The 22,944-nt window shown below is 67.8% G+C and carries 19 protein-coding genes; 11 read left to right on the top strand and 8 right to left on the bottom strand.

Features of this window, described 5'->3' with window-relative positions; translation table 11 throughout:
- Positions 1-166 precede the first annotated feature (166 nt).
- Positions 167-1,687 carry an acetaldehyde dehydrogenase ExaC gene (gene exaC, locus FHS28_RS10050; RefSeq protein WP_088453042.1) on the top strand — a complete coding sequence of 507 codons (1,521 nt, stop codon included), beginning with the start codon at positions 167-169 and terminating at the stop codon, positions 1,685-1,687.
- A 6-nt stretch (positions 1,688-1,693) separates the two neighbouring features.
- Here the strand turns inward: exaC and FHS28_RS10055 are convergent, their stop codons facing one another.
- Entirely contained in the window at positions 1,694-3,244 is a 1,551-nt protein-coding gene (locus FHS28_RS10055; protein ID WP_088453040.1) for a methyl-accepting chemotaxis protein, read from the bottom strand.
- A 248-nt stretch (positions 3,245-3,492) separates the two neighbouring features.
- Between FHS28_RS10055 and FHS28_RS10060 the strand changes: the two genes are divergently transcribed.
- From FHS28_RS10060 to FHS28_RS10075, 4 genes are all read left to right on the top strand, one after another.
- On the top strand, positions 3,493-4,578 hold the full coding sequence (locus FHS28_RS10060) for a carbohydrate kinase (protein ID WP_088453038.1): 1,086 nt from the start codon (positions 3,493-3,495) through the stop codon (positions 4,576-4,578).
- Between the two features lie 49 nt (positions 4,579-4,627).
- The gene (locus tag FHS28_RS10065) at positions 4,628-5,599 is read left to right on the top strand and encodes a pseudouridine-5'-phosphate glycosidase (protein WP_088453036.1); all 972 of its coding nucleotides are present in this window, start codon (positions 4,628-4,630) and stop codon (positions 5,597-5,599) included.
- A gap of 401 nt (positions 5,600-6,000) precedes the next feature.
- Positions 6,001-7,317 (top strand): efflux RND transporter periplasmic adaptor subunit, encoded by a 1,317-nt coding sequence (locus tag FHS28_RS10070; protein ID WP_088453034.1) that lies wholly within the window; start codon positions 6,001-6,003, stop codon positions 7,315-7,317.
- Positions 7,318-7,327: 10 nt separating this feature from the next.
- A complete protein-coding gene (locus FHS28_RS10075; protein WP_088453032.1) occupies positions 7,328-10,477 on the top strand; it encodes an efflux RND transporter permease subunit in 3,150 nt (1,049 codons plus the stop codon).
- A 136-nt stretch (positions 10,478-10,613) separates the two neighbouring features.
- Here the strand turns inward: FHS28_RS10075 and FHS28_RS10080 are convergent, their stop codons facing one another.
- The 3 genes from FHS28_RS10080 to FHS28_RS24600 all read right to left on the bottom strand — a co-directional run bounded on the left by FHS28_RS10080 (position 10,614) and on the right by FHS28_RS24600 (position 12,702).
- Complete coding sequence (locus tag FHS28_RS10080; RefSeq protein ID WP_221193869.1) at positions 10,614-11,096, bottom strand: arsenate reductase/protein-tyrosine-phosphatase family protein; 483 nt, start codon at positions 11,094-11,096, stop codon at positions 10,614-10,616.
- 51 nt (positions 11,097-11,147) lie between these two features.
- On the bottom strand, positions 11,148-11,834 hold the full coding sequence (gene rpe / locus FHS28_RS10085; protein WP_088453030.1) for a ribulose-phosphate 3-epimerase: 687 nt from the start codon (positions 11,832-11,834) through the stop codon (positions 11,148-11,150).
- Positions 11,835-11,943: 109 nt separating this feature from the next.
- Positions 11,944-12,702 carry a substrate-binding periplasmic protein gene (locus FHS28_RS24600; protein WP_184294495.1) on the bottom strand — a complete coding sequence of 253 codons (759 nt, stop codon included), beginning with the start codon at positions 12,700-12,702 and terminating at the stop codon, positions 11,944-11,946.
- Positions 12,703-12,894: 192 nt separating this feature from the next.
- Here FHS28_RS24600 and apaG point away from each other — a divergent pair, with 192 nt between their 5' ends.
- The 3 genes from apaG (at position 12,895) to mltA (ending at position 16,698) form a co-directional block, all read left to right on the top strand.
- A complete protein-coding gene (apaG, locus tag FHS28_RS10095) occupies positions 12,895-13,269 on the top strand; it encodes a Co2+/Mg2+ efflux facilitator ApaG/CorD (protein ID WP_088453026.1) in 375 nt (124 codons plus the stop codon).
- Positions 13,269-15,269 carry a transporter-like protein TlpB gene (gene tlpB / locus FHS28_RS10100; RefSeq protein ID WP_088453024.1) on the top strand — a complete coding sequence of 667 codons (2,001 nt, stop codon included), beginning with the start codon at positions 13,269-13,271 and terminating at the stop codon, positions 15,267-15,269. The genes apaG and tlpB overlap by 1 nt, the downstream gene beginning before the upstream one ends.
- Positions 15,270-15,648: 379 nt before the next feature.
- Positions 15,649-16,698, top strand: coding sequence for a murein transglycosylase A (mltA, locus tag FHS28_RS10105; protein WP_246409881.1), 1,050 nt, complete (start codon positions 15,649-15,651; stop codon positions 16,696-16,698).
- 21 nt (positions 16,699-16,719) lie between these two features.
- Here mltA and FHS28_RS10110 read toward each other — a convergent pair whose 3' ends face one another.
- The gene (locus FHS28_RS10110) at positions 16,720-17,001 is read right to left on the bottom strand and encodes a DUF427 domain-containing protein (RefSeq protein WP_088453020.1); all 282 of its coding nucleotides are present in this window, start codon (positions 16,999-17,001) and stop codon (positions 16,720-16,722) included.
- 11 nt (positions 17,002-17,012) lie between these two features.
- On the opposite strand from FHS28_RS10110, the gene FHS28_RS10115 reads away from it, so the two are divergent.
- Positions 17,013-17,282: a hypothetical protein gene (locus tag FHS28_RS10115; RefSeq protein WP_088453018.1), complete on the top strand. Its 270-nt coding sequence runs from the start codon at positions 17,013-17,015 to the stop codon at positions 17,280-17,282.
- Positions 17,283-17,290: 8 nt separating this feature from the next.
- Here FHS28_RS10115 and FHS28_RS10120 read toward each other — a convergent pair whose 3' ends face one another.
- Both FHS28_RS10120 and FHS28_RS10125 read right to left on the bottom strand, forming a co-directional pair.
- Positions 17,291-18,883 (bottom strand): GDYXXLXY domain-containing protein, encoded by a 1,593-nt coding sequence (locus FHS28_RS10120; RefSeq protein WP_184294497.1) that lies wholly within the window; start codon positions 18,881-18,883, stop codon positions 17,291-17,293.
- Positions 18,884-18,969: 86 nt separating this feature from the next.
- Positions 18,970-20,034, bottom strand: a complete 1,065-nt coding sequence (locus FHS28_RS10125; protein WP_184294499.1) for a DUF2157 domain-containing protein — start codon at positions 20,032-20,034, stop codon at positions 18,970-18,972.
- 112 nt (positions 20,035-20,146) lie between these two features.
- Here FHS28_RS10125 and FHS28_RS10130 point away from each other — a divergent pair, with 112 nt between their 5' ends.
- The gene (locus FHS28_RS10130; protein ID WP_088453012.1) at positions 20,147-20,815 is read left to right on the top strand and encodes a dienelactone hydrolase family protein; all 669 of its coding nucleotides are present in this window, start codon (positions 20,147-20,149) and stop codon (positions 20,813-20,815) included.
- A gap of 117 nt (positions 20,816-20,932) precedes the next feature.
- On the top strand, positions 20,933-22,390 hold the full coding sequence (locus tag FHS28_RS10135) for a M28 family peptidase (RefSeq protein ID WP_088453010.1): 1,458 nt from the start codon (positions 20,933-20,935) through the stop codon (positions 22,388-22,390).
- Positions 22,391-22,469: 79 nt separating this feature from the next.
- On the opposite strand, the gene FHS28_RS10140 is transcribed toward FHS28_RS10135, so the two are convergent.
- Positions 22,470-22,916, bottom strand: a complete 447-nt coding sequence (locus FHS28_RS10140) for a methylglyoxal synthase (protein ID WP_088453008.1) — start codon at positions 22,914-22,916, stop codon at positions 22,470-22,472.
- Positions 22,917-22,944: the final 28 nt, after the last annotated feature.

A 22,944-nucleotide genomic window follows, 5' to 3' on the forward strand; every position in this document is an offset into this window, starting at 1 on the left:
GGGAAGGGGCCAAGCCCGGATTTACGCAGATCCGACCTGCGCTTGACCCCGGTTTCGCCTGATTCCTGCTGAAACCTCATCCGGAGGCGCCTGCGGTGCGGCCTGGCATGGCGCCTGCAATGCAGACCCCGCTCATCCACCACAAACCCACAAACGGAGACAGTCCATGATCTACGCCCAGCCTCATCAAGCAGGCGCCTTGCTGCAGTTCAAGCCCCGTTATGACAACTTCATCGGTGGCCGCTGGGTCGCCCCGGTGGAGGGCCAGTATTTCGATGTGATCACGCCCATCAGCGGCAAGGTCTACACCCAGGCTGCCCGCTCCTCCGCGGCGGACATCGAACTGGCGCTGGACGCTGCCCATGCCGCCAGCGCGAAATGGGGCGCCACACCGGCGGCCGAGCGGGCCAATGTCCTGCTGCGCATTGCCGACCGCATCGAACAGAACCTGGAGCGGCTCGCCTACGCCGAGACGGTGGACAACGGCAAGCCCATGCGCGAAACGCTCAATGCCGACGTGCCGCTGGCGGTGGACCACTTCCGCTATTTCGCCGGCTGCCTGCGGGCGCAGGAAGGAGCGCTCAGCGAGATCGACGCGCACACCGTCGCCTATCACTTCCATGAGCCGCTGGGCGTGGTGGGCCAGATCATCCCGTGGAACTTCCCGCTGCTGATGGCCGCCTGGAAGCTGGCTCCCGCCCTGGGCGCCGGCAACTGCGTGGTGCTCAAGCCGGCCGAATCCACCCCGGTGAGCATCCTGCTGATGGCCGAGCTGATCGCCGACCTGCTCCCACCGGGGGTGCTCAACATCGTCAATGGCTACGGCAAGGAAGCCGGCATGCCGCTGGCGCAGAGCAAGCGCATTGCCAAGGTCGCCTTCACCGGCTCCACCGCCACCGGCCGGGTGATTGCGCAGGCCGCGGCCACCAACCTGATCCCCGCCACGCTGGAGCTGGGCGGCAAGAGCCCCAACATCTTCTTCCCGGACATCGCCGCCCAGGACGACGACCTGCTGGACAAGGCCATCGAAGGTCTCGTGCTGTTTGCCTTCAACCAGGGGGAGGTGTGCACCTGCCCGTCCCGCGCGCTGATTCATGAGTCGATCTACGACCAGTTCATCGCCCGCGCCATCGACCGGGTCAAGGCCATCCGCCAGGGCAATCCGCTGGACACCGAAACGATGATGGGCGCGCAGGCCTCGTCGATGCAACTCGACAAGATCCTGTCGTATCTCGAGATCGGCAAGCAGGAAGGCGCGCAGTGCCTGATTGGAGGGGGACGTGCGGACTTCAGCGGCGATCTGGCCGGCGGCTATTACATCCAGCCGACGCTCTTCAAGGGCAACAACCAGATGCGCATCTTCCGTGAGGAAATCTTTGGACCGGTGCTGGCCATCACCACCTTCAAGACCGAGGAAGAAGCCCTGGCAATTGCCAACGACACCCCCTACGGCCTGGGCGCGGGCGTGTGGTCGCGGGACATCAACACCGCCTTCCGCATGGGCCGCGCCATCCAGGCCGGGCGGGTGTGGACCAATTGCTATCACGCCTATCCGGCACATGCGACCTTCGGCGGCTACAAGGAATCCGGCATCGGTCGCGAGACCCACAAGATGATGCTGGACCACTACCAGCAGACCAAGAACCTGCTGGTGAGCTATTCGCCGAAGAAGCTCGGGTTCTTCTGACCGGCCTCAGCTCAACCGGAACACCGACACCGCCTGCACCAGCTGCGTCGCCTGCCGCTCCAGGCTGTCGCTGGCGCCGGCGGACTGCTGCACCAGGGCGGCGTTCTGCTGGGTGGTCTTGTCCAGGTCGCTTACCGCGGCGCTGACCTGCGCAATGCCGGACGCCTGCTCCCGGGTGGCGTGGCCGATGGACGAGATCAGCCCGCTCACGCGTTGAATCTGCTGCACGATGTCGTTCATCGCGCGGCTGGCTTCATGCACCTGGCGGCCGCCGGCCTCCACCCGCTCGACGCTGTCGCTGATCAGCGTCTTGATCTCCCGCGCGGCCTCGGCGCTTCGCTGCGCCAGGCTGCGCACCTCGCCGGCCACCACCGCGAATCCACGGCCCTGCTCACCGGCACGGGCGGCTTCCACCGCCGCATTCAGCGCCAGAATGTTGGTCTGGAAGGCAATGCCGTCGATCACGCCGATGATGTCGCCGATGCGCTTGCTGGAGGCGGTGATGCCTTCCATCGTCGTGTTGACCTCGCGCACCACGTCGCCGCCCTGCGACGCTGCCGCGGTGGCCTGCACCGCCAGGTCCTCGGCCTGCTTGGCGGCATCGGCATTGCTCTTCACCGTGGCGCTCATCTGCTCCATCGACGCGGCGGTCTCCTGCAGGCTGGCAGCGGCCTGCTCGGTGCGGGCGCTGATCTCGTTGTTGCCGGTCACCAGATGCCCACTGGACGACTTCACCGTCACCACCTGATCGGCGATGTCGTCGATCACCCAGCGGAACATCAGCCCCAGCTGATTCACTGACCGCAGCGCCATGCCGATTTCGTCGACGCGGTTGAAGTCAACGCCTTCACGGGCGTCCCCACCCGCCACGCGGCGCGCATGCTCGGACAGGGTTTGCAAAGGCCCGACGATCTGCTGCTCCACGAAGACCATCGCGGCCAGTCCGAGCACCACCAGTGCGGCGGTCCATCCCAGGGAGGCGGTCAGGCTGGCGGCACTCGCCAGCTGCGCGGCCACCGCCAGCACCAGCAGGGCCAGCATCGGCAGGCGCAGGCGCCAGCGCACCGGCATCGTCTTGCGCCAGTTGGCCCAGCCGGACAGACCGCGTCGCAACACCACGCCCTTGTGGAAGCGCACGCCGTCCGCCTTGCCTTCGCGCATGTCCTTGTAGAGGGCTTCGGCGCCCGCCACTTCCTCTGCCGAGGGTTTGGTGCGCACTGACATGAAAGCAATCGGCCGGTTATTGCGCAGGATGGGCGTGGCATTGGCCCGCACCCAGTAATGGTCGCCATTCTTGCGGCGGTTCTTCACCAGCCCGGCCCAGCTTTCGCCCGCCTTGAGCGTCTCCCACATGTCCCGGAAGGCTTCCGGCGGCATGTCGGGGTGGCGGATCATGTTGTGGGGCTGCCCGGCCAGTTCCTCCGAGGTATAGCCGCTGGCCTCGGTAAAGGCATCGTTGGCATACCGGATGTAGCTCTGGGTGTCCGTGGTGGACATGAGCGTCGAGTCGTCCGGGATCTCGTAAGCCTGTTGGGTCACCGGCAGGTTTTGGCGCATCAGAGTCCTCCTGTTTTGTGTGGATGCGGTGGGGCGCCCCGATCCGCAGCAATGCAGGGCCGCTGGGCGCCTACACAAGGTTTCGCCGCTGCGTCCTGGCCTTGGTCAAGGTTATGCCAATGCCGTGCGCCGGGGAACTCCCCTCTTCCTCTGGTTTGAGAACGGACAAATTCCGCGTGGTAGCAAGTCACAGCTTCGCTGTATGAAACTTTTGTCTAATGCCAAAGACAAATGTCTAGAATGGCGTCATGAACAGTTCCAAGGACCAGCTGCTTGCCCTGGTCGAAGCCAATCCCTTCATCACCCAGCAGGCGCTGGGGGACGCCCTGGGCCTCTCACGCTCCGCCGTGGCGGGCCATCTGGCCCAGCTGGTCAGGGAGGGGCGCATCCTCGGGCGGGCCTATGTGCTGCCCAGCCGGCAGCCGCTGGTCTGCATCGGCGGTACCAACCTCGACCGCAAGCTCCGTTCGCTGGAAGCACCGCGTATGGGCAGCTCCAATCCGGCCCGCCAGTTCGAATCCCCGGGCGGCGTGGCCCGCAACATCGCCGAGAACCTGGCTCGGCTCGGTTTGCCGGTCCATCTGCTGACCGCCGTCGGGCGGGACGCGGCCGGCCAGGCGCTGCTCGCTGACCTCCAGGCCCTGGGCGTGGACTGCACCGGCAGCGTGCAGGCAGCGGATGCGCCCACCGGCAGCTACACCGCCGTGCTGGACGAACAAGGGGACCTGATGCTGGCCATGGCCGACATGGCGCTGACCGATCGCCTGGACAGCGATTTCATTCGCCGCTGCGCCCCTCAACGCGCGGCCGCCCGCTGGCTGGTGGCCGACCTGAATCTACCCGCGCCCGCGCTGGCAGTGCTGCAACAGGAAGCGGTGACCCGCCAGCAGCATCTCGTGGTCGTGGCGGTCTCGGTGCCGAAGATGCAGCGGCTGGGAACATCGCTGGCGGGCATCGATCTGCTGGTGCTGAACCGCACCGAACTCTCCGCCCTCATGGGCGACGCACTGGCCACCGACACCGCACTGAACGACGCCTGGCAGGCCCTGCGGGCCCGCGGGCTGCAACGGCTGGTGATGAGCGATGGCGCCCAGGGCGTGCGCTTCAGCGACGGCGACACCCTCAGCGCCATGGCTGCGCCCAAGGTGCCGAGAGGCCGCATGCGCGAGGTCACCGGCGCGGGCGATGCCCTGTCCGCAGGCATCGTCGCCGCCCTCCACCGACAGCCGCAGGACCTGCGGGCCGCCTGCAAGCTGGGCCTGTCACTCGCCGCCCTCACGCTGCAGACGGACGCCACGGTCAGCCGTGAACTGAGTCCGGCGCTGCTGGCCTGACGGCCTGCACTGCGTGCTGCGAACCTTCCTGACCGATAGAAAGCGACCCATGACTGACTTCTCCGCCACCGTGACTGCCACGGCCCCTTCGGCCTCCCGCCTGGACGCCCAGTCGCTGATCGCCTTCTCGCCCGAAGTGGCGGCCGCGCGTGACGCGGGCCGGCCGATCGTCGCGCTCGAATCCACCATCATTTCGCACGGCATGCCCTACCCGCAGAACGTGCAGACCGCCCGCGAAGTGGAAGCCATCGTGCGGGAACACGGCGCCGTGCCAGCCACCATCGCCGTGCTCGACGGACGCATCCGCATCGGTCTGGACGATGAACAGCTGGAACTGCTGGGCCGCTCGCCGGACGCGATGAAGCTCAGCCGCCGGGACCTGCCCTTCGCGCTGAGCGCCCATCGCATCGGCGCGACCACCGTGGCCGCCACCATGATCTGCGCCCATCTGGCGGGCATTGAGGTGTTTGTCACCGGCGGCATCGGCGGTGTGCACCGAGGCGCCGAGACGTCCTTCGACATCTCCGCCGACCTGCAGGAACTGGCGCGCACACCGGTGGCGGTGGTCTGCGCCGGCGCCAAGAGCATCCTGGACCTGCCGCTGACGCTCGAATACCTGGAGACGCACGGCGTGCCGGTGATCTCGGTCGGGCAGGACCACTTCGCGGCGTTCTACACCCGGGACAGCGGCTTGAAGGCCGACTTCCGCATGGATGATGCAGCGCAGCAAGCCGCCTTCCTGCGCACCAAGTGGGCGCTGGGACTTGCAGGTGGCGCGGTCATCAGCAATCCGGTGCCGGTGTCCGATGAAATGCCAGCGGTGCGCATTCAAGGCTTCATCGAACAGGCGCTGGCCGAAGCGCAGGCGGGGGGCATCAGCGGCAAAGCGGTCACGCCCTACCTGCTGGCCCGCATCAAGGACCTGAGCGGCGGCGCCAGCCTGGTCACCAACATTGCACTGGTCAAACACAATGCCAAGGTGGGCACCGCATTGGCAGTGGCATTGAATCAGCAGCGCTGACGCGGGCGGCGTCAAGGCATCACAGGCGGTGATTCAGCGGTGATCCAGCGGTCATCCAGCGGTGATTCGTCTGCGATTCGTCAGCAGTCATCGCCGGCGCGATTGATCGGCGCGATTCATTGCACCGCGCGATTCATTCGCGCGTCGTGACGCCTCAGTGACACAGCGACGCGGCTGAATCGCACAGCGGAAAGTCCTGCAAACGCTTTCGGGGAAGCCGCAACAACATGACGTCCGGCACCCCCGGCACTGCGAAAACTTCCCGCTGGCGGACTTCGCCTCGCTCCAATCGCACAGGTTCGCCGGGACAATCCCACGATTAACGGATGCGAAACATTGGTCAGCAAATGCTGCCCTAAGCTTTCGCGCCCTGCCAGCCTGTCGTTGGAGAAAGTCAAAGCATGCGCCGCAAGCCTGTTGTCCTGTCGCTGATCATCCTGCTGCTGCTCGCCGGTGGCGGCTGGTGGTGGAAATCCCGCAGTTCACAGGCAGCGCATGCGGACGGCAGCCCCGCCACCGCAGGGGCACCCGGCGCGCGCGCTTCAGGCGCCGGCGGCATGCAGACGGTCGGTGTGGTGCCGGCCCGTCAGCAGGACGTGCCGGTGGTGGTGGAAGCCAGCGGCACGGTCGCCGCGCTCAATCAGGTCGACATCCGGGCGCAGACCACCAGCACCGTGCGCGAAGTGCTGGTGAAGGATGGGCAGTCGGTCACCCAGGGCCAGGTGCTTTTCCGCTTCGATGAACGGGCCGACCGGGCCAATCTCGACAAGGCCCGCGCCCAGCTGGCGCGGGACAAGGCCGCCCTCGCCGACCTGCAGCGCCAGTACGAGCGGGCCAAGGAACTCGTGGCCCAGCAGTTCGTCGCGCAGAGTGCGCTGGACACCGCACTGGCGAATCTGGAGGGCGGTCGCAGCCTGGTGACGGCCGATGAGGCCGCCGTGCAATCCGCCCAGGTGGCGCTGAGCTACAACGAGCTCCGTGCGCCCTTCAGCGGCCGCGCCGGTGCGGTGAATGTCTGGCCGGGCAGTCTGGTGCAGGCCAGCGCCAGCGGCACCCCGCTGGTGAACATCGTGCAGATCGATCCGGTCGGCATCACCTTCAACCTGCCGGAAACCGAACTCGCGCCGGTGCTGGAAGCCATGCGCCCCGGCCCCAATGGGGCCCGCCCCGCCGCACCGGAAGTGCAGGTGATGCAGCCCGGCCTCGACACCGGCAGCCGTGGCAGCCAGGCCGAACCGGTGGCCCGCGGCAAGCTGATCTTCGTGGACAACCTGGTGGATGCGTCCACCGGCACCATCAAGCTCAAGGCGGAATTCGAGAACAAGCAGCAAAAGCTCTGGCCCGGCCAGTACCTGCGGGTGCGCATGCTGCTGCGCAGCATCAAGAATGCGGTGGTGATTCCGCAGGCGGCGATCATCCTGCGCGGCACGGAGCGCCAGGTCTACATCGTGACGCCGGAGAAGACCGCGCAGCTCAAGACGGTGCGCCTGCGTTACGTCTTCGGTGAGATGGCGGTGGTGGAGGGCGTGGAAGCCGGCGCCACCGTGGTGCTGGACGGCAAGCAGAACCTGCGCCCCGGGGCACCGGTGAAGACCCAGCCGGCGGCCGTGGATCCCGCCGCAGCGGTGCGTCAGCAGGCGGAAGCCTCGGCAGCCGCCGCCACCCGGATGGCAGCAGCCTCCGGCAGCAGCGGCAAGTCCGACGGCACCGGCGAGTGAAAGGTCCGGCATGAACCTCACCGAATTGTTCATCCGGCGGCCCGTCATGACGGTGCTGCTGAACATCGCGCTGGTCATTGGCGGTCTGGCCGCCTGGAGCCGGATCCCCGTCGCGGCGCTGCCCAGCTTCAACACGCCCATCATCAACGTGCAGGCCAGCCTGCCCGGCGCCAGCCCGGACACGATGGCGTCCTCGGTCGCGCTGCCGCTGGAGAAGCAGTTCTCCACCATCGCCGGCATCACCACCATCTCGTCCACCAATACGCTGGGCAACAGCTCACTGACGCTGGAATTCGATCCCTCGCGCGACATCGACGCCGCGGCCGTGGACGTGCAGGCTGCGCTGTTCCGGGCGCTGCGCGCGCTGCCGACCGAGATGACCACGCCGCCGTCCTACCGCAAGGTGAATCCGGCGGATGCGCCGGTGCTGCTGGTGGCGTTGACCTCGCCGTCGATCAACCTCTCCGAGCTGAACGACTATGCGGAAAACCTGATCACCCCGAGCCTGTCGACCATCGACGGCGTGGCCCAGGTCTCGATCTACGGCCAGAAGCGTTATGCGGTGCGCATCAAGGCCCGCAATGAACTGCTCCAGCAGCGCAACATCACGCTGGACGAGTTGCAGGCCGCCATCCGCGGCGCCAATGCCAACACCCCCGTCGGCACGCTGGACGGCTCGCGCCAGACGCTGACCATCCAGGCCAACAAGCAGCTGCGCGATGCGCAGGCCTTCGGCGGCATCGTGGTGGCCACCCGCAACGGCGCGCCGGTGTTCCTGCGGGACGTGGCGGACGTGCAGGACAGCTTCGAGACGGTCAAGTCCTTCTCCAACTTCAACGGCGAGCGCTCCATCGTGCTGGCCGTGCAGCGCCAGCCGGACGCCAACACCGTCAAGGTGGTGGATGCGGTCAAGGACATGCTGCCCCGCTTTGCCGCGCAGCTGCCGGCATCGGTGAAGATGAGCACGCTGAACGACCGCTCCATCTCCATCCGCGAATCGCTGCACGACGTCTACTTCACCCTGGCGCTGACCGTCGTGCTGGTGGTGATGGTGATCTTCCTGTTCCTGCGCCGCATGGTGGCGACGCTGATCCCGACGCTGTCGCTGCCGATTTCGCTGATCGGCGCGCTGACGCTGCTCTACGCGCTCGGCTACAGCCTCGACAACATCTCGCTGCTCGGCATCACGCTCGCGGTGGGTCTGGTGGTGGACGATGCCATCGTGATGCTGGAGAACATCGTTCGCCACGTGGAGGACGGCATGGCGCCGTTCGATGCGGCCATCCGCGGTGCGCGGGAGATGTCCTTCACCATTCTCTCCATCTCGATCTCGCTGGTGGCGGTGCTGATCCCCATCTTCTTCATGCCGGGCGTCATCGGCCTGCTGTTCCATGAATTCGCGGTGGTGGTGTCGCTGTCCATCCTGGTGTCGGCGGTGGTGTCGCTGACCCTGGTGCCGATGCTCTGCAGCCGGTTCCTGAAGCATCATCACGAAGCCAAGGAAAACGCGCTGGGTCGCGCGTTTGAAGCGGGCTTCACCGGCCTCGTCAACTTCTACACCCGCACGCTGGACTGGGCCCTGGCCCATCGGATGCTCGTGGGTGGTGTGGCGGTGCTGAGCTTCATCGCCAGCGCCTGGCTCTACATTGCCATTCCCAAGGGCTTCTTCCCCGAGGAAGACATCGGACAGATCCAGGCCAGCACCGAAGCGTCGGAAGACATTTCCTTCGCCGCCATGACGGTGCTGCAGGAGCGGGTGGCCGAGATCGTCAAGAACAATCCGGCGGTGGCCAGCGTGTCGGCGGCGGTCGGTGGCGGGGGCGGCGGCGGTCAGGTCAACACCGGCCGGCTGTTCATCAACCTCAAGTCGCGCGGCGACCGGCCCGCCATGCCGCAGGTGCTGGAATCGCTGCGCAAGGACCTGCGCACCGTCCCCGGCATCGCCGTTTATCTGCGCCCGGTGCAGAACCTGCAGCTGGGCGGCCGGCAGTCCAAGAGCCGTTATCAGTTCACCCTGCAGTCAGTCAGCGCGGGTGAGCTCAACAGCTGGGCCGAGAAGCTCCAGGACAAGCTCAAGGCCGACCCGATCTTCCGCGACGTGACCAGCGATTCCCAGTTGCGCGGCCTGCAGGCGAATCTGGTGATCGACCGCGAACGGGCGACGCTGCTCGGCGTGCAGATGCAGGACCTGCGCAACGCGCTCTACAGTGCCTTCGGCGAGCGGCAGGTCTCCAGCATCTATGCGGAGAGCAACACCTACCAGGTGATCATGGAAGCCACCGACGGCGACCGGCTGAGCGAAGACGCCTTCAGCAAGATCTACCTGCGCGGCAAGAACGCAACGATGGTGCCGCTGACGGCCTTTGCCAGCGTCAAGCGGGAGCTGGGTCCGACGGCGGTGAACCACCAGGGGCAGCTGCAGGCGGTGACGCTCAGCTTCAACCTGGCGCCGGACGTGCCCCTGGGCCAGGCCACCGGCCGGGTGGACGGTTATGCGCGGGAGATCGGCCTGCCGCCGACCATCATCACCAGCTATGGCGGCGATGCGGCCGTCTTCAAGGACTCGCAGGGCGGCCAGCTGATGCTGATCCTGCTGGCGGTGGCGGTCATCTATGTGCTGCTGGGCGTGCTGTATGAGAGCTACATCCACCCGATCACCATCCTGGCCGGCCTGCCGTCGGCGGCGGTGGGCGCGCTGATCACGCTGGAGCTGGCCGGCATGGAGCTGACGGTGATCGCCACCATCGGCATCCTGATGCTGGTGGGCATCGTCAAGAAGAACGCCATCATGATGATCGACTTCGCCCTCGATGCGCAGCGCAATGGCGGCATGTCACCGGCGGAGGCCATCCGCGAGGCCTGCATCCTGCGCTTCCGTCCGATCATGATGACGACGCTGGCGGCACTGATGGGTGCGCTGCCGATCGCGCTGGGCCTGGGCGCCGGCGCGGAATTGCGGCAGCCGCTGGGTCTGGCGGTGGTCGGCGGGCTGATCCTGTCGCAGGCGGTGACGCTCTACATCACGCCGGTGATCTACCTGGCCCTGGACCGCTTCAGCGGCACCGGACCGGACACGCGGGAAGTCGCGCACACGCGGCTGACCGAGCATCCGGCACAACCGGCTCATCCGGCCCATCCGGCGCCGGGTCAGGCGGATTGAAGATGGGGGGCGCTGCCCCTCATTTTGTTTTGCGCCCCGGGTTCCTAAGCGGGCGGCAGGACGGCCCGGCGCGGGATCGCGCATGGTGCCCCGTCGCCGCTCAGTCTCTGTGCACCCAGCCGCGGTGAAATCCTGTTCACGCAGCTGCGGTGAAATGGCGCTTCAAGTCCACCGCTGCTGGCCAGGCGGCCACGCGCGCCTCGATCAGGTCCAGCACCCGCTCGAACCCCTCGACGGTGCCGAAGTAGGGATCGGGCACCTCATCCCGGCCCAGGCCGGTCATGCCCTGCAGAAACAGCGCCAGCCGCGCCGTTGAGCGGGCGGGACGCTGAGCCTCCAGCCCGCGCAGGACCTCCCGGTCCATCGCGAGCAGCAGGTCGAAGTCATCGAAGTCTTCCGGCCGCACGCGGCGCGAGCGCCAGCGGCGGTCCAGGCCGTAGGCGCGCGCCTGAAGGGCCTGCAGCGCCCGCTTGTCCGCCTCCTGGCGACGCGACGACGCCCACACGCCCGCCGAAGCCACCTCACTCAGCCCGAGGCCCGCGGCATGGCCCCGCAACACCGCCTCGGCCATGGGGGAGCGGCACAGATTGGCCGCGCAGACGATCAGCAGGCGAGTCAAGGTCGGCGGCCTCAATGATGCGGTTCAGCGATCCGGTTCAAAGACGGGATGTCAGCGCGCCAGCTCGGCGCGCATCGCGTCGATGACGGCCTTGTAGTCCGGCTTGCCGAAGATGGCCGAGCCCGCCACGAAGGTGTCCGCGCCCGAATCGGCGATCTCGCGGATGTTGTCCACCTTCACACCGCCGTCGATTTCCAGGCGAATGTCCCGGCCGCTGGCCAGGATCATCGACTTGGCCTGCTGCAGCTTCTTCAGGGCCGACGGAATGAAGCTCTGACCGCCGAAACCGGGGTTCACGCTCATGATCAGCACCAGATCAACCTTGTCGATCACCCATTCCAGCACGTCCAGCGGCGTGCCCGGATTGAACACCAGACCCGCCTGGGCGCCTTCGCTCTTGATCAGCTGCAGCGTGCGGTCCACATGCTGGCTGGCTTCCGGATGGAAGCTCACCAGATTGGCGCCGGCACGGCAGAAGGCCTGGGCCAGGGCGTCCACCGGCTGCACCATCAGATGCACGTCGATCGGGGCGGGCGTGCCGTCCGGCTTGACCGCATGCTTCTTCAGCGCCTCGCAGACCATCGGGCCGAAGGTCAGGTTGGGCACGTAATGGTTGTCCATCACGTCGAAGTGGATCCAGTCCGCGCCGGCAGCCAGCACCTGGCGGACTTCCGCACCCAGGTTGGCGAAATCGGCGGAGAGGATGCTGGGGGCGATGCGATGGGTGGGAGGCGTCATGACGGTGAGGGCCGCGGGCGGCGGCGTGGCACGGGAAAGTCCACGATTGTAGGAAGACGGGGACCGATGAGGGTGTCCGGAAGGCTGCGAGGGGCGATCCGGCGTCCCACTAGCGGTAACGATCCACGATCCGGGCCAGTTCGCCGCTGGTCTGGAGCTGGCGCAGGCGCTCGGTGAGCCGCTCCACCACCGGCTCTGGCAGACGGCGCGAGACGGCCACCAGCTGGGGCTGCTCCTCGAAGGCAAAGGGGCCAAATTCGACCGTGGCTTCGTCGATACCGGCCAGGCGCACGGCATGGCGCAAGGCAAGATCCTGACCGTAGACGGCGTCGGCCCGGCCACGCAGCAGCATGTGTACCGCATCCACTTCGGAGCGGGCGGCCTCGACATGGTTCACGTCCGCCTGCTGCAGCGACACCGCCAGCTGACTGCCCTGCACCAGCAGGATGGGTTTGCGGCGGGCGAAGGCGCGCAACGCGGTCCAGGACCTGGGCGTGGGCGTGCCGGCGCGCACCAGCAACACATGCCGCACCCGGTACAGCGGGATCGGCAGAAACCGCATCATTTCCCGGCGCCGCTCAGAGGGCAGCATGCAGAAAAAGATGTCCAGGTCATCCGTGGCCAGCATCAGCTCCAGCCGGCGCAGCGGCACCAGCCGATCCAGGCCCGTCAGATGCAGTTGGGGGTCTGCCTGCACCAGCGCGCCGGCCACTTCGGCACACAGGCCGGGATGCTGAGGATCGCCGGGGGAGAACTTGAGCGGGGAGCCACTTTGGGCGGCGGTGCGAAGGGTCAGCTCGGCAGCGCCGGCTGCGGGCGGGGCGGCTTCCGCCGCGCTCTCCATGCTGGCGGCCCGCGGCTTGCTCACTGCGGCGGCAGTGCCGGCCCCTGCACAGGTCCAGGGTGACACAGCGCCCAGGACGCCCGCCACACCATACAACCAGCCACGCCGCGACACTCGGACGTGGGACGTCACTTCAGCTGGACCCTGAGGTGTCTCCATAAGATCTGTAGTCTTGTGGGGGCCAGCATAAACCAAGGCCCACCTAGAATCGATCCAATGGCACATCCCGATTTTCACTGCAGCGTGGTTGTTGAACCGCTGGCGGACCAGACCTTCCCTGACCGCGGCCAGTACGCGTTCAGCTACACCATCACCATCGAAAACCGCGGCGATGTCGCGGCGCAGCTGATCGGCCGTCACTGGACCATCACCGATGCGAACGGCCACACCCAGGAGGTGCACGGCCTGGCGGTGGTGGGTCACCAGCCGCTGCTGCAACCCGGCGAGCGCTTCCAGTACAGCTCCTGGGCGCAGATCGCCACCAAGCAGGGCAGCATGAGCGGTCGCTACCTGTGTGTCACCGACACGGCCGATGTGTTTTACACCGACGTGCCTGAGTTCCTGCTGGCCGAGGCCGGCTCCCTGCACTGATGCGAAAGCTGCGAGGCTGGGACCTCACGGCGCTGCTCAATGCGGCCCATCCCCAGGCGCCGCTGGCCGAGCGCAATCTCTGGCTGGTCCGGCTGGTGGACTGGCTGAGGCGCGCGCCGCTGAAGGATGTGCGCGCGAGTGCGGCGAAAGAGACCGCCGACAGCACCCCCCTGCCGGTGCGGCGCCTGCGCCATCTGCTCACCCTGCTGGAGCGCCATCCCGAACATGCCCAGGCCTTCGCCGGCGTGTTGGCCAGCGTCTGGGCCGAGACGGACGCGATCAGCCTCTTTGCCGAAGTTGGTTTTGCGCCGCGCATGGCGCTGTGGGGCGAGTTCCTCGGCCGCCTGCGCCGCCGGCTGCTGCCGATGACGGCCGACACCCGCGACCTGGCCGAGCTGTTTGAACTGCTGTTCCACGACGAGGCCGACGCCGACTGGATCAACGCCATCGACGACGAGCTGCTGGAACGCCTGAGCCTGCTTTTCGCCGGTGCGCCCGAAGGCGACTGGCGCGACGAGATGCGCAGCGCCATCACCGTGCTGGTGAGCGCCGTTCGATCCGCCGGACTCTCCGGCGCGTTGCGGGTGCGCATGGATCCCAAACGTCTGGTCAGCCGCCCTTTCCGCAATCTGGCCACGGCCTGGGAACGGGTGGAGCATTCTCTGGAAGACGGCGACCCCGCCCATCTGCCGGCCCAGCTGCAATATCTGCGGGCGCTGATGGATGAGTGCCGCGCGGCGGTCGCCTCGGTGCCCGACCACCTGGAAGAACACGGCGTCTCCGTCGATCTGATGTTCGGCGTGGAGCAGATGCAGGCGCGGCTGCGCCGCATCGAGGAACTGCTGGACTGCCTGCTGGCGGCCCATCCGCGTCGCGAGCTGCTGCGCCTGGTGGCCAATCTGGTCCGGGTGGTGCATGAGCGCCGCAGCATCCGCGCTCTGTTCGGCCGCCACTATTCCCTGCTGGCCCGCAAGGTGGCCGAGCGCAGCGCTGAGACCGGTGAGCACTACATCACCCGCAACCGCGAAGAATATGGCGACATGCTGCGCCGTGCCGCCGGCGGTGGCGTGGTCATCGCGGGGACGACCTTCGCCAAGTTCGCCATCATGGCCGTGGGCCTGTCGGCGTTCTGGGGCGGCTTCTGGGCCGGGGTCAACTACGCCTTGAGCTTCGTCATCATCCACCTGCTGCATTGGACGGTGGCCACCAAGCAGCCGGCAATGACTGCGCCGGCGCTGGCGGAAAAGCTGCGCCACATCGATAGCGAACCCGGCCTGCAGAGCTTTGTGGACGAGGTGGCCCACCTGTTCCGCTCCCAGACCGCCGGCATCATCGGCAACCTCGCCCTGGCGGCCCCGATGGTGCTGGGGGTGCAGCTGCTGGCGGTGGCCGTCTTTGGCCGTCCGCTGGTGGGCGCCAAGGACGCCGACCATGTGCTGCACAGCCTGACCGTGCTGGGCCCGACGCTGGTGTTTGCCGCCTGCACCGGCGTGCTGCTGTTCCTCTCCAGCCTGATCGCGGGATGGGTGGAGAACTGGTTCGTCTTCTTCCGGCTGGACAGCGCCATCGCCTGGAATCCACGCATCGTGGCGCTGGTGGGCGGCAACCGGGCGCAGCGCTGGGCGCTGTGGTGGCGCGAGAACATCTCGGGCCTGACCGCCAACATCAGCCTGGGCCTGATGCTCGGCGTGGTGCCGGCGCTGCTGGGGTTCTTCGGCCTGCCGCTGGAGGCGCGTCACGTCACCCTGTCCACCGGGCAGCTCGCGGCGGCGGCCGGGGCGCTGGGGGTGGACGTGGTCAAGCACTGGCCGTTCTGGCTGTGCGTCATCGGCATCCTGGGCACGGGCCTCTTGAACGTCGGGGTCAGCTTCACCCTGGCCTTCCGGGTGGCGCTGCGATCACGCGGCATCAAGCTGGCAGATCGCAAACGGGTGCGCGCAGCCATCTGGGCCCGCATCCGGTCCCGGCCGCTCAGCTTCTTCCTGCCCCCGAGGGGCTAGTCAACGCTCGTGGTCGTCAGGGCGTTCGCCGCCTTTACGGCCCGCGAACATGGTCCACCAGACAATGAATACGAGCAGCGCCAACGCGCCCACAGCCTCCAGCAGAATCACGCTCATGATGTATCGCGGTCTCCATCGCCCGGGCTCAGATGTCCATCGAAACGTCCTGGCCGGCCCGGGTCGCATCGGCCGCCGGGTGGCGGTCTCGGCGATTCTAGGCGTGCTGGCCGCTTGCGGTGCCCCACCGGTGGTGAGGGAACCTACAGGAACCTCGGCGCCGTCGTCGGCGTCCTCGGCGACGCCGGCCCGTCCGCTGCCGGGGGAGCCCTTGTCACGAGAGTCGAAGAACCCTGCGGTACGCCCTTCCGGGGCAAGCCGGATGCCCCCGGATCCGGCGCGCCTGCTGAACGGCGAGACCGATGCAGTTGCCCGCCGTACGCTGGAGCGGGAGCGCTCACGCTGGGTGGAAGCGGCCTGGGACGAACTGCCGGGCTGGGGACAGGACCGGGCGCTGGACTGGTGGCCCGCGCTGCTGCGCGGCTGTGAGCGGCCGATGCCCGGTTGGCAGGCGTTCTGCACCGAGGCGCTGCGGCTGCGGCCAACCGATGACGGGGTGATCACCACCTGGCTGATGAAGCGTCTGCAACCCTACCGGGTGGAGGCGCCGGACGGCGAACCGACGGGTCTGGCCACGGGCTACTTCGAGCCGCAGCTGGAGGCGCGTCGCCAGACCGGGGGCGATTTCCGGGTGCCGCTGCTGGCGCCGCCGCAGGATCTGGTGCCCCGCAAACCGTATGACACCCGGCAGCAGATCGAAAGCACCAACCGCCTGAACCGGCTGAGCCTGGCCTGGGTGCAGGATCCGCTGGATGCACTGGTGATGCAGATCCAGGGCAGTGGCCGTCTGCGCCTGACGGAAGCCGATGGCAGCAGCCGCTGGGTCCGGCTCTCCTTTGCGGCGCACAACGAGCAGCCCTACCGGTCAGTGGGCCAGTGGCTGGTGGCGCAGGGAGAACTGCGCCCAGGTGAAGCGTCGTGGCCGCTCATCAAGGACTGGGCGCGCCGCAATCCGCAGCGGCTCAAGGATGCGCTGTGGGCCAATCCCCGCTATGTGTTCTTCCGCGAAGAGCCGCTGCTGGACCCGACCGTGGGGCCCAAGGGCGGACAGGGCGTCCCGCTGACGCCCGGCCGTTCGGTGGCGGTGGACAAGGGCAGCGTTCCGTATGGCACGCCGGTCTGGCTGGACACGACCGAGCCTTTATCCACGACGCCCCTGCGTCGGCTGGTGATGGCGCAAGACACCGGCGCGGCGATCACCGGGCCGGTGCGTGTCGATCTTTTCTGGGGATGGGGCGAACAGGCCGAAGCGCAGGCCGGCCGCATGAAGCAGCCGCTGCGGATGTGGGTGCTGTGGCCCCGGGAGAGCTGAGGCGCACCGGGCGCCCCGCCCTCACTCCACGATCTGCACGCCCTTCCAGAAAGCCACTCGGTCCTTGATCTCCTGCGCCGCCTCGCTGGGCTCTGGGTAGTACCAGACAGCGTCCGGATTCATGTCGCCCTTGACCAGCAGGCTAAAGTAGTGGGCCTGACCCTTCCAGGGGCAGGAGGTGCGGTGATTGCTGAAGGTGGTGAATTCACGCTTCAGGGACGCGGCGGGGAAGTAGTGATTGCCTTCCACGACCACGGTGTCATTGCTCTCGGCGATCACTTCGCCGTTCCAGATTGCCTTCATCAAAGCTCCTCGTGCTCAAACGTTATTACGCCCATCGGGGCAAGGACATCTTCATCACCGCCGGCTCGGCCCGCGACCTGGCGCCGGGGTGCTTCGGCGTGTGCGCCATTGGCGGCGGGGCGGAGGGTTGGTCGGTCGTGCATGTGGGCCCGGAAGGCGACGTGGCCGACCTGGGGGGCGAGTACTACTTTGCCACCGCGGAAGAAGCCCTCGCCTTCGCCCGTGAAATCATTGATCTACTGATCGACGGCGGCGAGCCGGAAGGCTTGCACGACGCCTGAGCCGGCGCTCACAGCGGCCGCAGGTCCTCCCCCACCAGGTTGACCAGCAGGGCGCGACCGTCCGGGGTGAGTCGGAACTCCCCATAACGCGCCGCCGCCCATCGCGACTGGGTACCCTCCTTGAAGTACCAGGCATCGCTGACCAGGGTCCAGCCGCCGCTGGCCGGGGTGAGTTCCACCGCCAGCATGCCGGTGGGCGCAGGAGCGCCTGAGGCGAGCCCCTGGGCGGACGTCACGATGCCGCGTTCATCCAGCCGCACGGCCACGCGGCGACGTTCGCCCCAGAGCGGCACATCGCCCGACCGCCCCCGTTCGGTCCCGGGCAGCGCGTAGGCCAGCCGCATGTAGTCGCCCTGCATCAGCGACCGGGGATCCACCGGCGCGAGCTTCACATACACCGGGCGACCGTCGCGGATCAGGCTTTCCTTTTGCAGGATCAGCAGGTTCACGGTGATGAAGACCAGCACCGCGAACAGCGCAAGCAGGATCGGCGCCCAGCGCGCGCCGGGGTGGTGCCGCGGCGATGCGACGGGAGCGCCTTGTGACCCTGCGGCCCTGCGAGCCTCCGCGCCAGGCAGCTCGGACGCCGTCGCCGCCATGGCGCCTTTGTCAGCCCGGCCCATCCACGCGGCCCAGGCCGCCAGCGCCAATCCGGCAGCAGCCATGACCAGCGCCTTCTTCTGGAGCGGCATCGCCCAGCTGTAATAGAAGCTGCCCAGCACCCAGACCGCCGCGATAGCCGCCACGATCGCCAGACGCCAGCGGCGGGTGACCAGCATCAGGGACAGCACGGCCAGGCAAGCGCCCCACATGGGCAGATGCAAGGCGATGCCGGCCAAGACCACCGCCGGAGGCAGCAAGCGCCACGGCCGTGCCGGCCGCCACGCACGGACCACCGCCCAAGCGCCCACCAGCACCAGCGCGCTGGACAACAGACCGGCCGCCCAGTCGGCGCCGGGTCGAGCCGCCAGACCGCCGGGGTGGTCGGCCACCCAGTCCGGCATGCCGAGCGCCCCACCGACCAGAAAGCTAAGCCCCGCCCCCAGCATCAGCGCACCGAGCACCATCACCCAGGCGCCGCCGAGCGCGGGCTCCATCATCGCGGCCCAGCGGGCGCCGGAGGCCTGGCGACCCAGGCGGACCTGCAGCCCCATCAGCAGGACCGCGACCAGCGCCGCGCCATGCGTTTCGATCCAGAGGGGACGCAGTGGCAGATCGAAGTGGTGCCTGGGACTGATCACCAGCATCAGCAGCACCGCCGCACCGGCGCCCAGTAGCTGCCGCAACCAGGCGGCAGGGAGCAGCGTCACCAGCCCCACCGTGAGCACCAGCATCACGGCCTGCACCTCGCGAAAGGTGAGCCCGCGGTCCAAGGCATGGGCGAGACTGAACAGGCCCGTCAGGAGCAGCGGCAGCCCCATCTGCTCCACAAAGATGCCGAAGGATTCGCGGCGCAGTGCCACCACGCCGCCGACCAGGAACACGAGCCCCAGCACCGCATCCATCGGCCCCTCGTTCCAGGAGGCGCCGAACAGCGACAGGATCGCCGCCATCAGCGGGGCCACCACCAGCCACGCCGCCAGACCGGTCAGCGCGACCACTGGCCAGGGTCGGGGACCTGCCGCAGGTGCAAAGGGAGGCAAAAGCCCCTCTGCCCGCGCTTGTGACAACCAAGCGGGCGTTCGGTTCATGCGGCCCCCTCGGTGAAGTCCCCGGAACGGGCACTGCGGGACCGCTGAAGGATCAGCCGCACGCTGCCCGCCAGCAACACAGCGGCCAGCCCGGCCACCAGCAGCAGCTCGTCAAACGCGCGCAGGCTGCGGCTGTGAATCCAGCCGCCCAGCAGCAGTACATTGAGCACCAGAGCCACCACGCTCATGGCAAACACCTCGCGGCGCCACCAGGCCAGGGCCATGGCGATGCCCAGCAGCCCGAGGACCATGGCGTACTGCGGTGCGATGGCGGTGCGGAACAGGCTGCCGATGCCAATGCCCAGCGCCAGAACGCAGGCACACAGCACCGACATTCGCCAGGCCCACCAGTGCCCGCTCAGCCGGCCGTGAACGCCCAAGACACCGATGAGCAGCGCGCTCAGGGCCAGCGCGATCGCATGCACCGGCAGGGTCTGCGGCACCACCGACCACTCATGGCCGGCGTAGGTGTAAGCCCACAGGCTGATGGCCAGGCTGGTCACCACCTGCCAGGGCATCCAGAGCAGGTCGGACGGCACCGCCAGCAGCAGCGGCACCGCCAGGGCGGCCCAGAGGGCGAAGAGGTTCCAGGCGTCAGCGCCGGTCTGATACGTCTGGCCGAAGTAGGCGAGCAGCCCGCCCAATGTGAGGAAGGACAGCAGCGCCAGTGCCGAGACCACGGGGGATGCGGCCGACGAGGTCACGTTGGCAGGCGACACCCATCGGCCGCCAGGGGCGCTGCCGGGAACGGAGGGGTTTGCATGGATCGAGGCGGCTGAGAAGGTGGGCACGATGACGGCGCCCACCACCGCCAGCCCCAGCAGGCCCTGCAGCATGGCGAAGCGCTCGAAGCGGGTGAAAGCGTCCCAGTTGGCGGCGACCCAAAGCATGACGCCAAAGCCCACCAGACCGGCCGCCAGCGCCGCGGCGCCACACTTCATCCACCACATCCAGCGGTCCGGCGCCAGGCCTTGCCCGCTGAGCTGCCACAAGCGTCGTGCGCTGCTCGCATCCAGACCACCCTGCGACGTGTATTGGTACAACTGCTCGTGCAGACTCACTGTTTTCTCCTCCACGATACGTGGCACTTCGGCCCCTTCGGACGGCCACCTTGTGGAGACGGATGATACGGACGCGGGTCTGAATCACCGATAACAGCTCGATGGAGATCTCATGGGACAGATGATTGATTTCAGTCGGCCGGATGGCGGAACCACGCCCGCCTGGCTGGCCTCTGCCGGCCCCGGAGCGCCAGGCCTGGTGCTCATCCAGGAATGGTGGGGCCTCAAGCCTCACATCAAGAACATTGCGGACCGGTTGGCTGAGGTCGGCATCACCACGCTCGCGCCGGACCTCTACCGCGGCCGCATCGCCGCGGACGGCGACGAAGCCAGCCATCTGATGAACAACCTGGACTTCGGGGACGCCACCCACCAGGACCTGCAGGGCGCCGCCAACCATCTACGCCAGCTCGGCGCGGCCAAGGTGGGGGTGATGGGCTACTGCATGGGCGGCGCGCTCACCATCGCCACCGCGGTGCATGTGCCCACGGTGTCTGCCGCCGTCTGCTACTACGGCATTCCGCCCGCAGAATTCGCTGATCCGGCCAGGATCCACACGCCTTTCCTCGGCCACTTCGCCACCCGTGACGACTGGTGCACGCCGGAGAAGGTGCAAGACCTGAAGCAGCGCATGAACGCCGCCGGCCTGCATCCGGAGATCCACATGTATGAGGCGGACCATGCCTTCTCCAATGTGACCCGTCCCGAGGTTTATGACGAGAAGGCTGCCCAACTGGCCTGGGATCGTTCCCTCGCCTTCCTGAAACAGCACCTGGCCTGACGGCCCATCGCTGCAGGCCCCCCCGCGCCAGCGCGGAAGCGGTCGGGGCGGCCGCTTCCCCGCGCCTCCTTCAGACGCTTCCTTCCGCCCCATTCTTCGCTCCAACGCCTTTTGTCCATGCGCACACATGTCCTGGCTTCGGCCGCAGCACTGACCCTGACCCTGCTCTCCAGCGGGGCCCACGCCCAGAATGCCACCGGCTTCAAACCCAACGGGCCGGATCCGCTGGATGCGCGCGTGGCGCCGATGATGGCGGAGATCTCTCCCGCCCGCATCGAGCAGACCATCCGCACGCTGGCCGCCTTCGGCACCCGCCATACCGCCTCCGACACCAAGAGCGATACCCGCGGCATCGGTGCCGCGCGGCGCTGGATCGAGCGGCAGCTGCGGGACTGCAGTGCCCGCACGGGCGGTCGCCTGCAGGTGACGATGGAGGCCTTCATCGAACCCGCCGGCCGCCGCCTCAGCCAGCCGACGGAGCTGGTCAATGTCGTGGCCACCCTGCCCGGCGCATCGGCCGGCACGCCGCGGGAACGGGTGCTGGTGGTCAGCGGCCACTACGATTCCCGCAACAGCGATGTGATGGATGCCAAGGGCGAGGCGCCCGGCGCCAATGACGATGCGTCCGGCACGGCCGCCGTGATGGAAATGGCTTGCGCCATGGCCCGTCAGAAGTTTGGCGCGACGCTTGTGTTCATGGCGGTACCGGGTGAGGAGCAAGGGCTGCTGGGGGCGCAGGAATGGGCCCGGCGTGCGCGGGCGCGCAATCTGAATGTCGAAGGCATGATCACCAACGACATCATCGGCAGCTCCCATGGCGACAGCGGTCAGCACGACGCGCGCCGCCTGCGACTGTTTGCCGACGGCTTCGACCCGGTGATGCGGCAATTGCTGAACACCACCAGCAACCGCACCCCGGGCGACGACGAAACCAATACCAATGCCGCGATCCGCGCGCAGTTGCAGCCGGTGGCGGTGGCCGGCGGCGGTGACGACCTGCCGACACAGCAGTTCGCCCGCCATCTGAAGGCGCAAGGCGAGCGTTATCTGCCGGGATTCAGTGTGGACCTGATCGAGCGCCGCGACCGGTATCTGCGCGGCGGCGACCACCTGCCCTTCCTGGAGCGCGGTTATGCGGCGGTGCGCTTCAGCGAGCCGTTCGAGGACTTCCGCCATCAGCACCAGGACCTGCGCACCGACAACGGCGTGGTCTACGGCGACCTGCCCGAGTTCGTTGACTTCGCCTATGTGGCGGATGTGGCGCGAGTGAATCTGGCCGGACTGGCCACGCTGGCCTGGGCGCCTTCCCCGGTGAAGGAGGCGCGCATCGACGCCCGGGAGCTGACCAACGACACCACCCTGCAATGGGCGGCGAGCCAGGATTCGGAGCTGGCCGGGTATCGCGTGGTGTGGCGCCGCAGCGGCATCCAGCAATGGGAAGGGGCCAAGGACGTGGGCATGGCCACTCGCGTGACGCTGCCGCTGTCCAAGGACAACCTGATCTTCGGGGTGCAGGCACTCTCGAAGTCTGGCCACGCCAGCCTGCCGAGTTATCCCCTGCCGCTGTCGCGCTGACGGCGGGGCGCGTCAGGCGTCAGGGGTCAGGCGTCAGGCGTGAGGTGTCAGCCAGCGCCAAGCCCCAGACCGTCGACCCTCAGACCATCAAGCCGCGCAGCAACAGCCGCGCGCTCGACACGTTGGTCGCGCAAGGCACGTCATGCACGTCGCAGGCGCGCACCAGCGCATTGATGTCGGGTTCGTGCGGCTGAGGCGTCATCGGGTCGCGCAGGAACACCACCGCGTCGACACCGCCCACCGCGAGGCGGGCACCAATCTGCAGGTCGCCGCCATGCGGGCCAGACAGCATGCGCTCCACCTCCAGGCCGACCTCGGCCTGCAGACGCGAGCCGGTGGTGCCGGTGGCGACCAGTTCGCACTGCTTCAGCAGGCCGGCGAATTCGGTCGCGAGCATCACCATCTCGTCCTTTTTGCCATCGTGGGCGATCAGGGCGATGCGCAGGCGTCGGCGGGCGGCGGCGGGGGTGCCAGGCAGGGTGTCGGACACAGGCGTGGCGGCGGAGGAAGACAAAGAGGCAGTCATGGCGTGATGGTAGAGCGCAGCCGCCCCT

The sequence above is a fragment of the Roseateles terrae genome (genome assembly GCF_014192155.1).
Taxonomy (GTDB): domain Bacteria; phylum Pseudomonadota; class Gammaproteobacteria; order Burkholderiales; family Burkholderiaceae_C; genus Roseateles; species Roseateles terrae.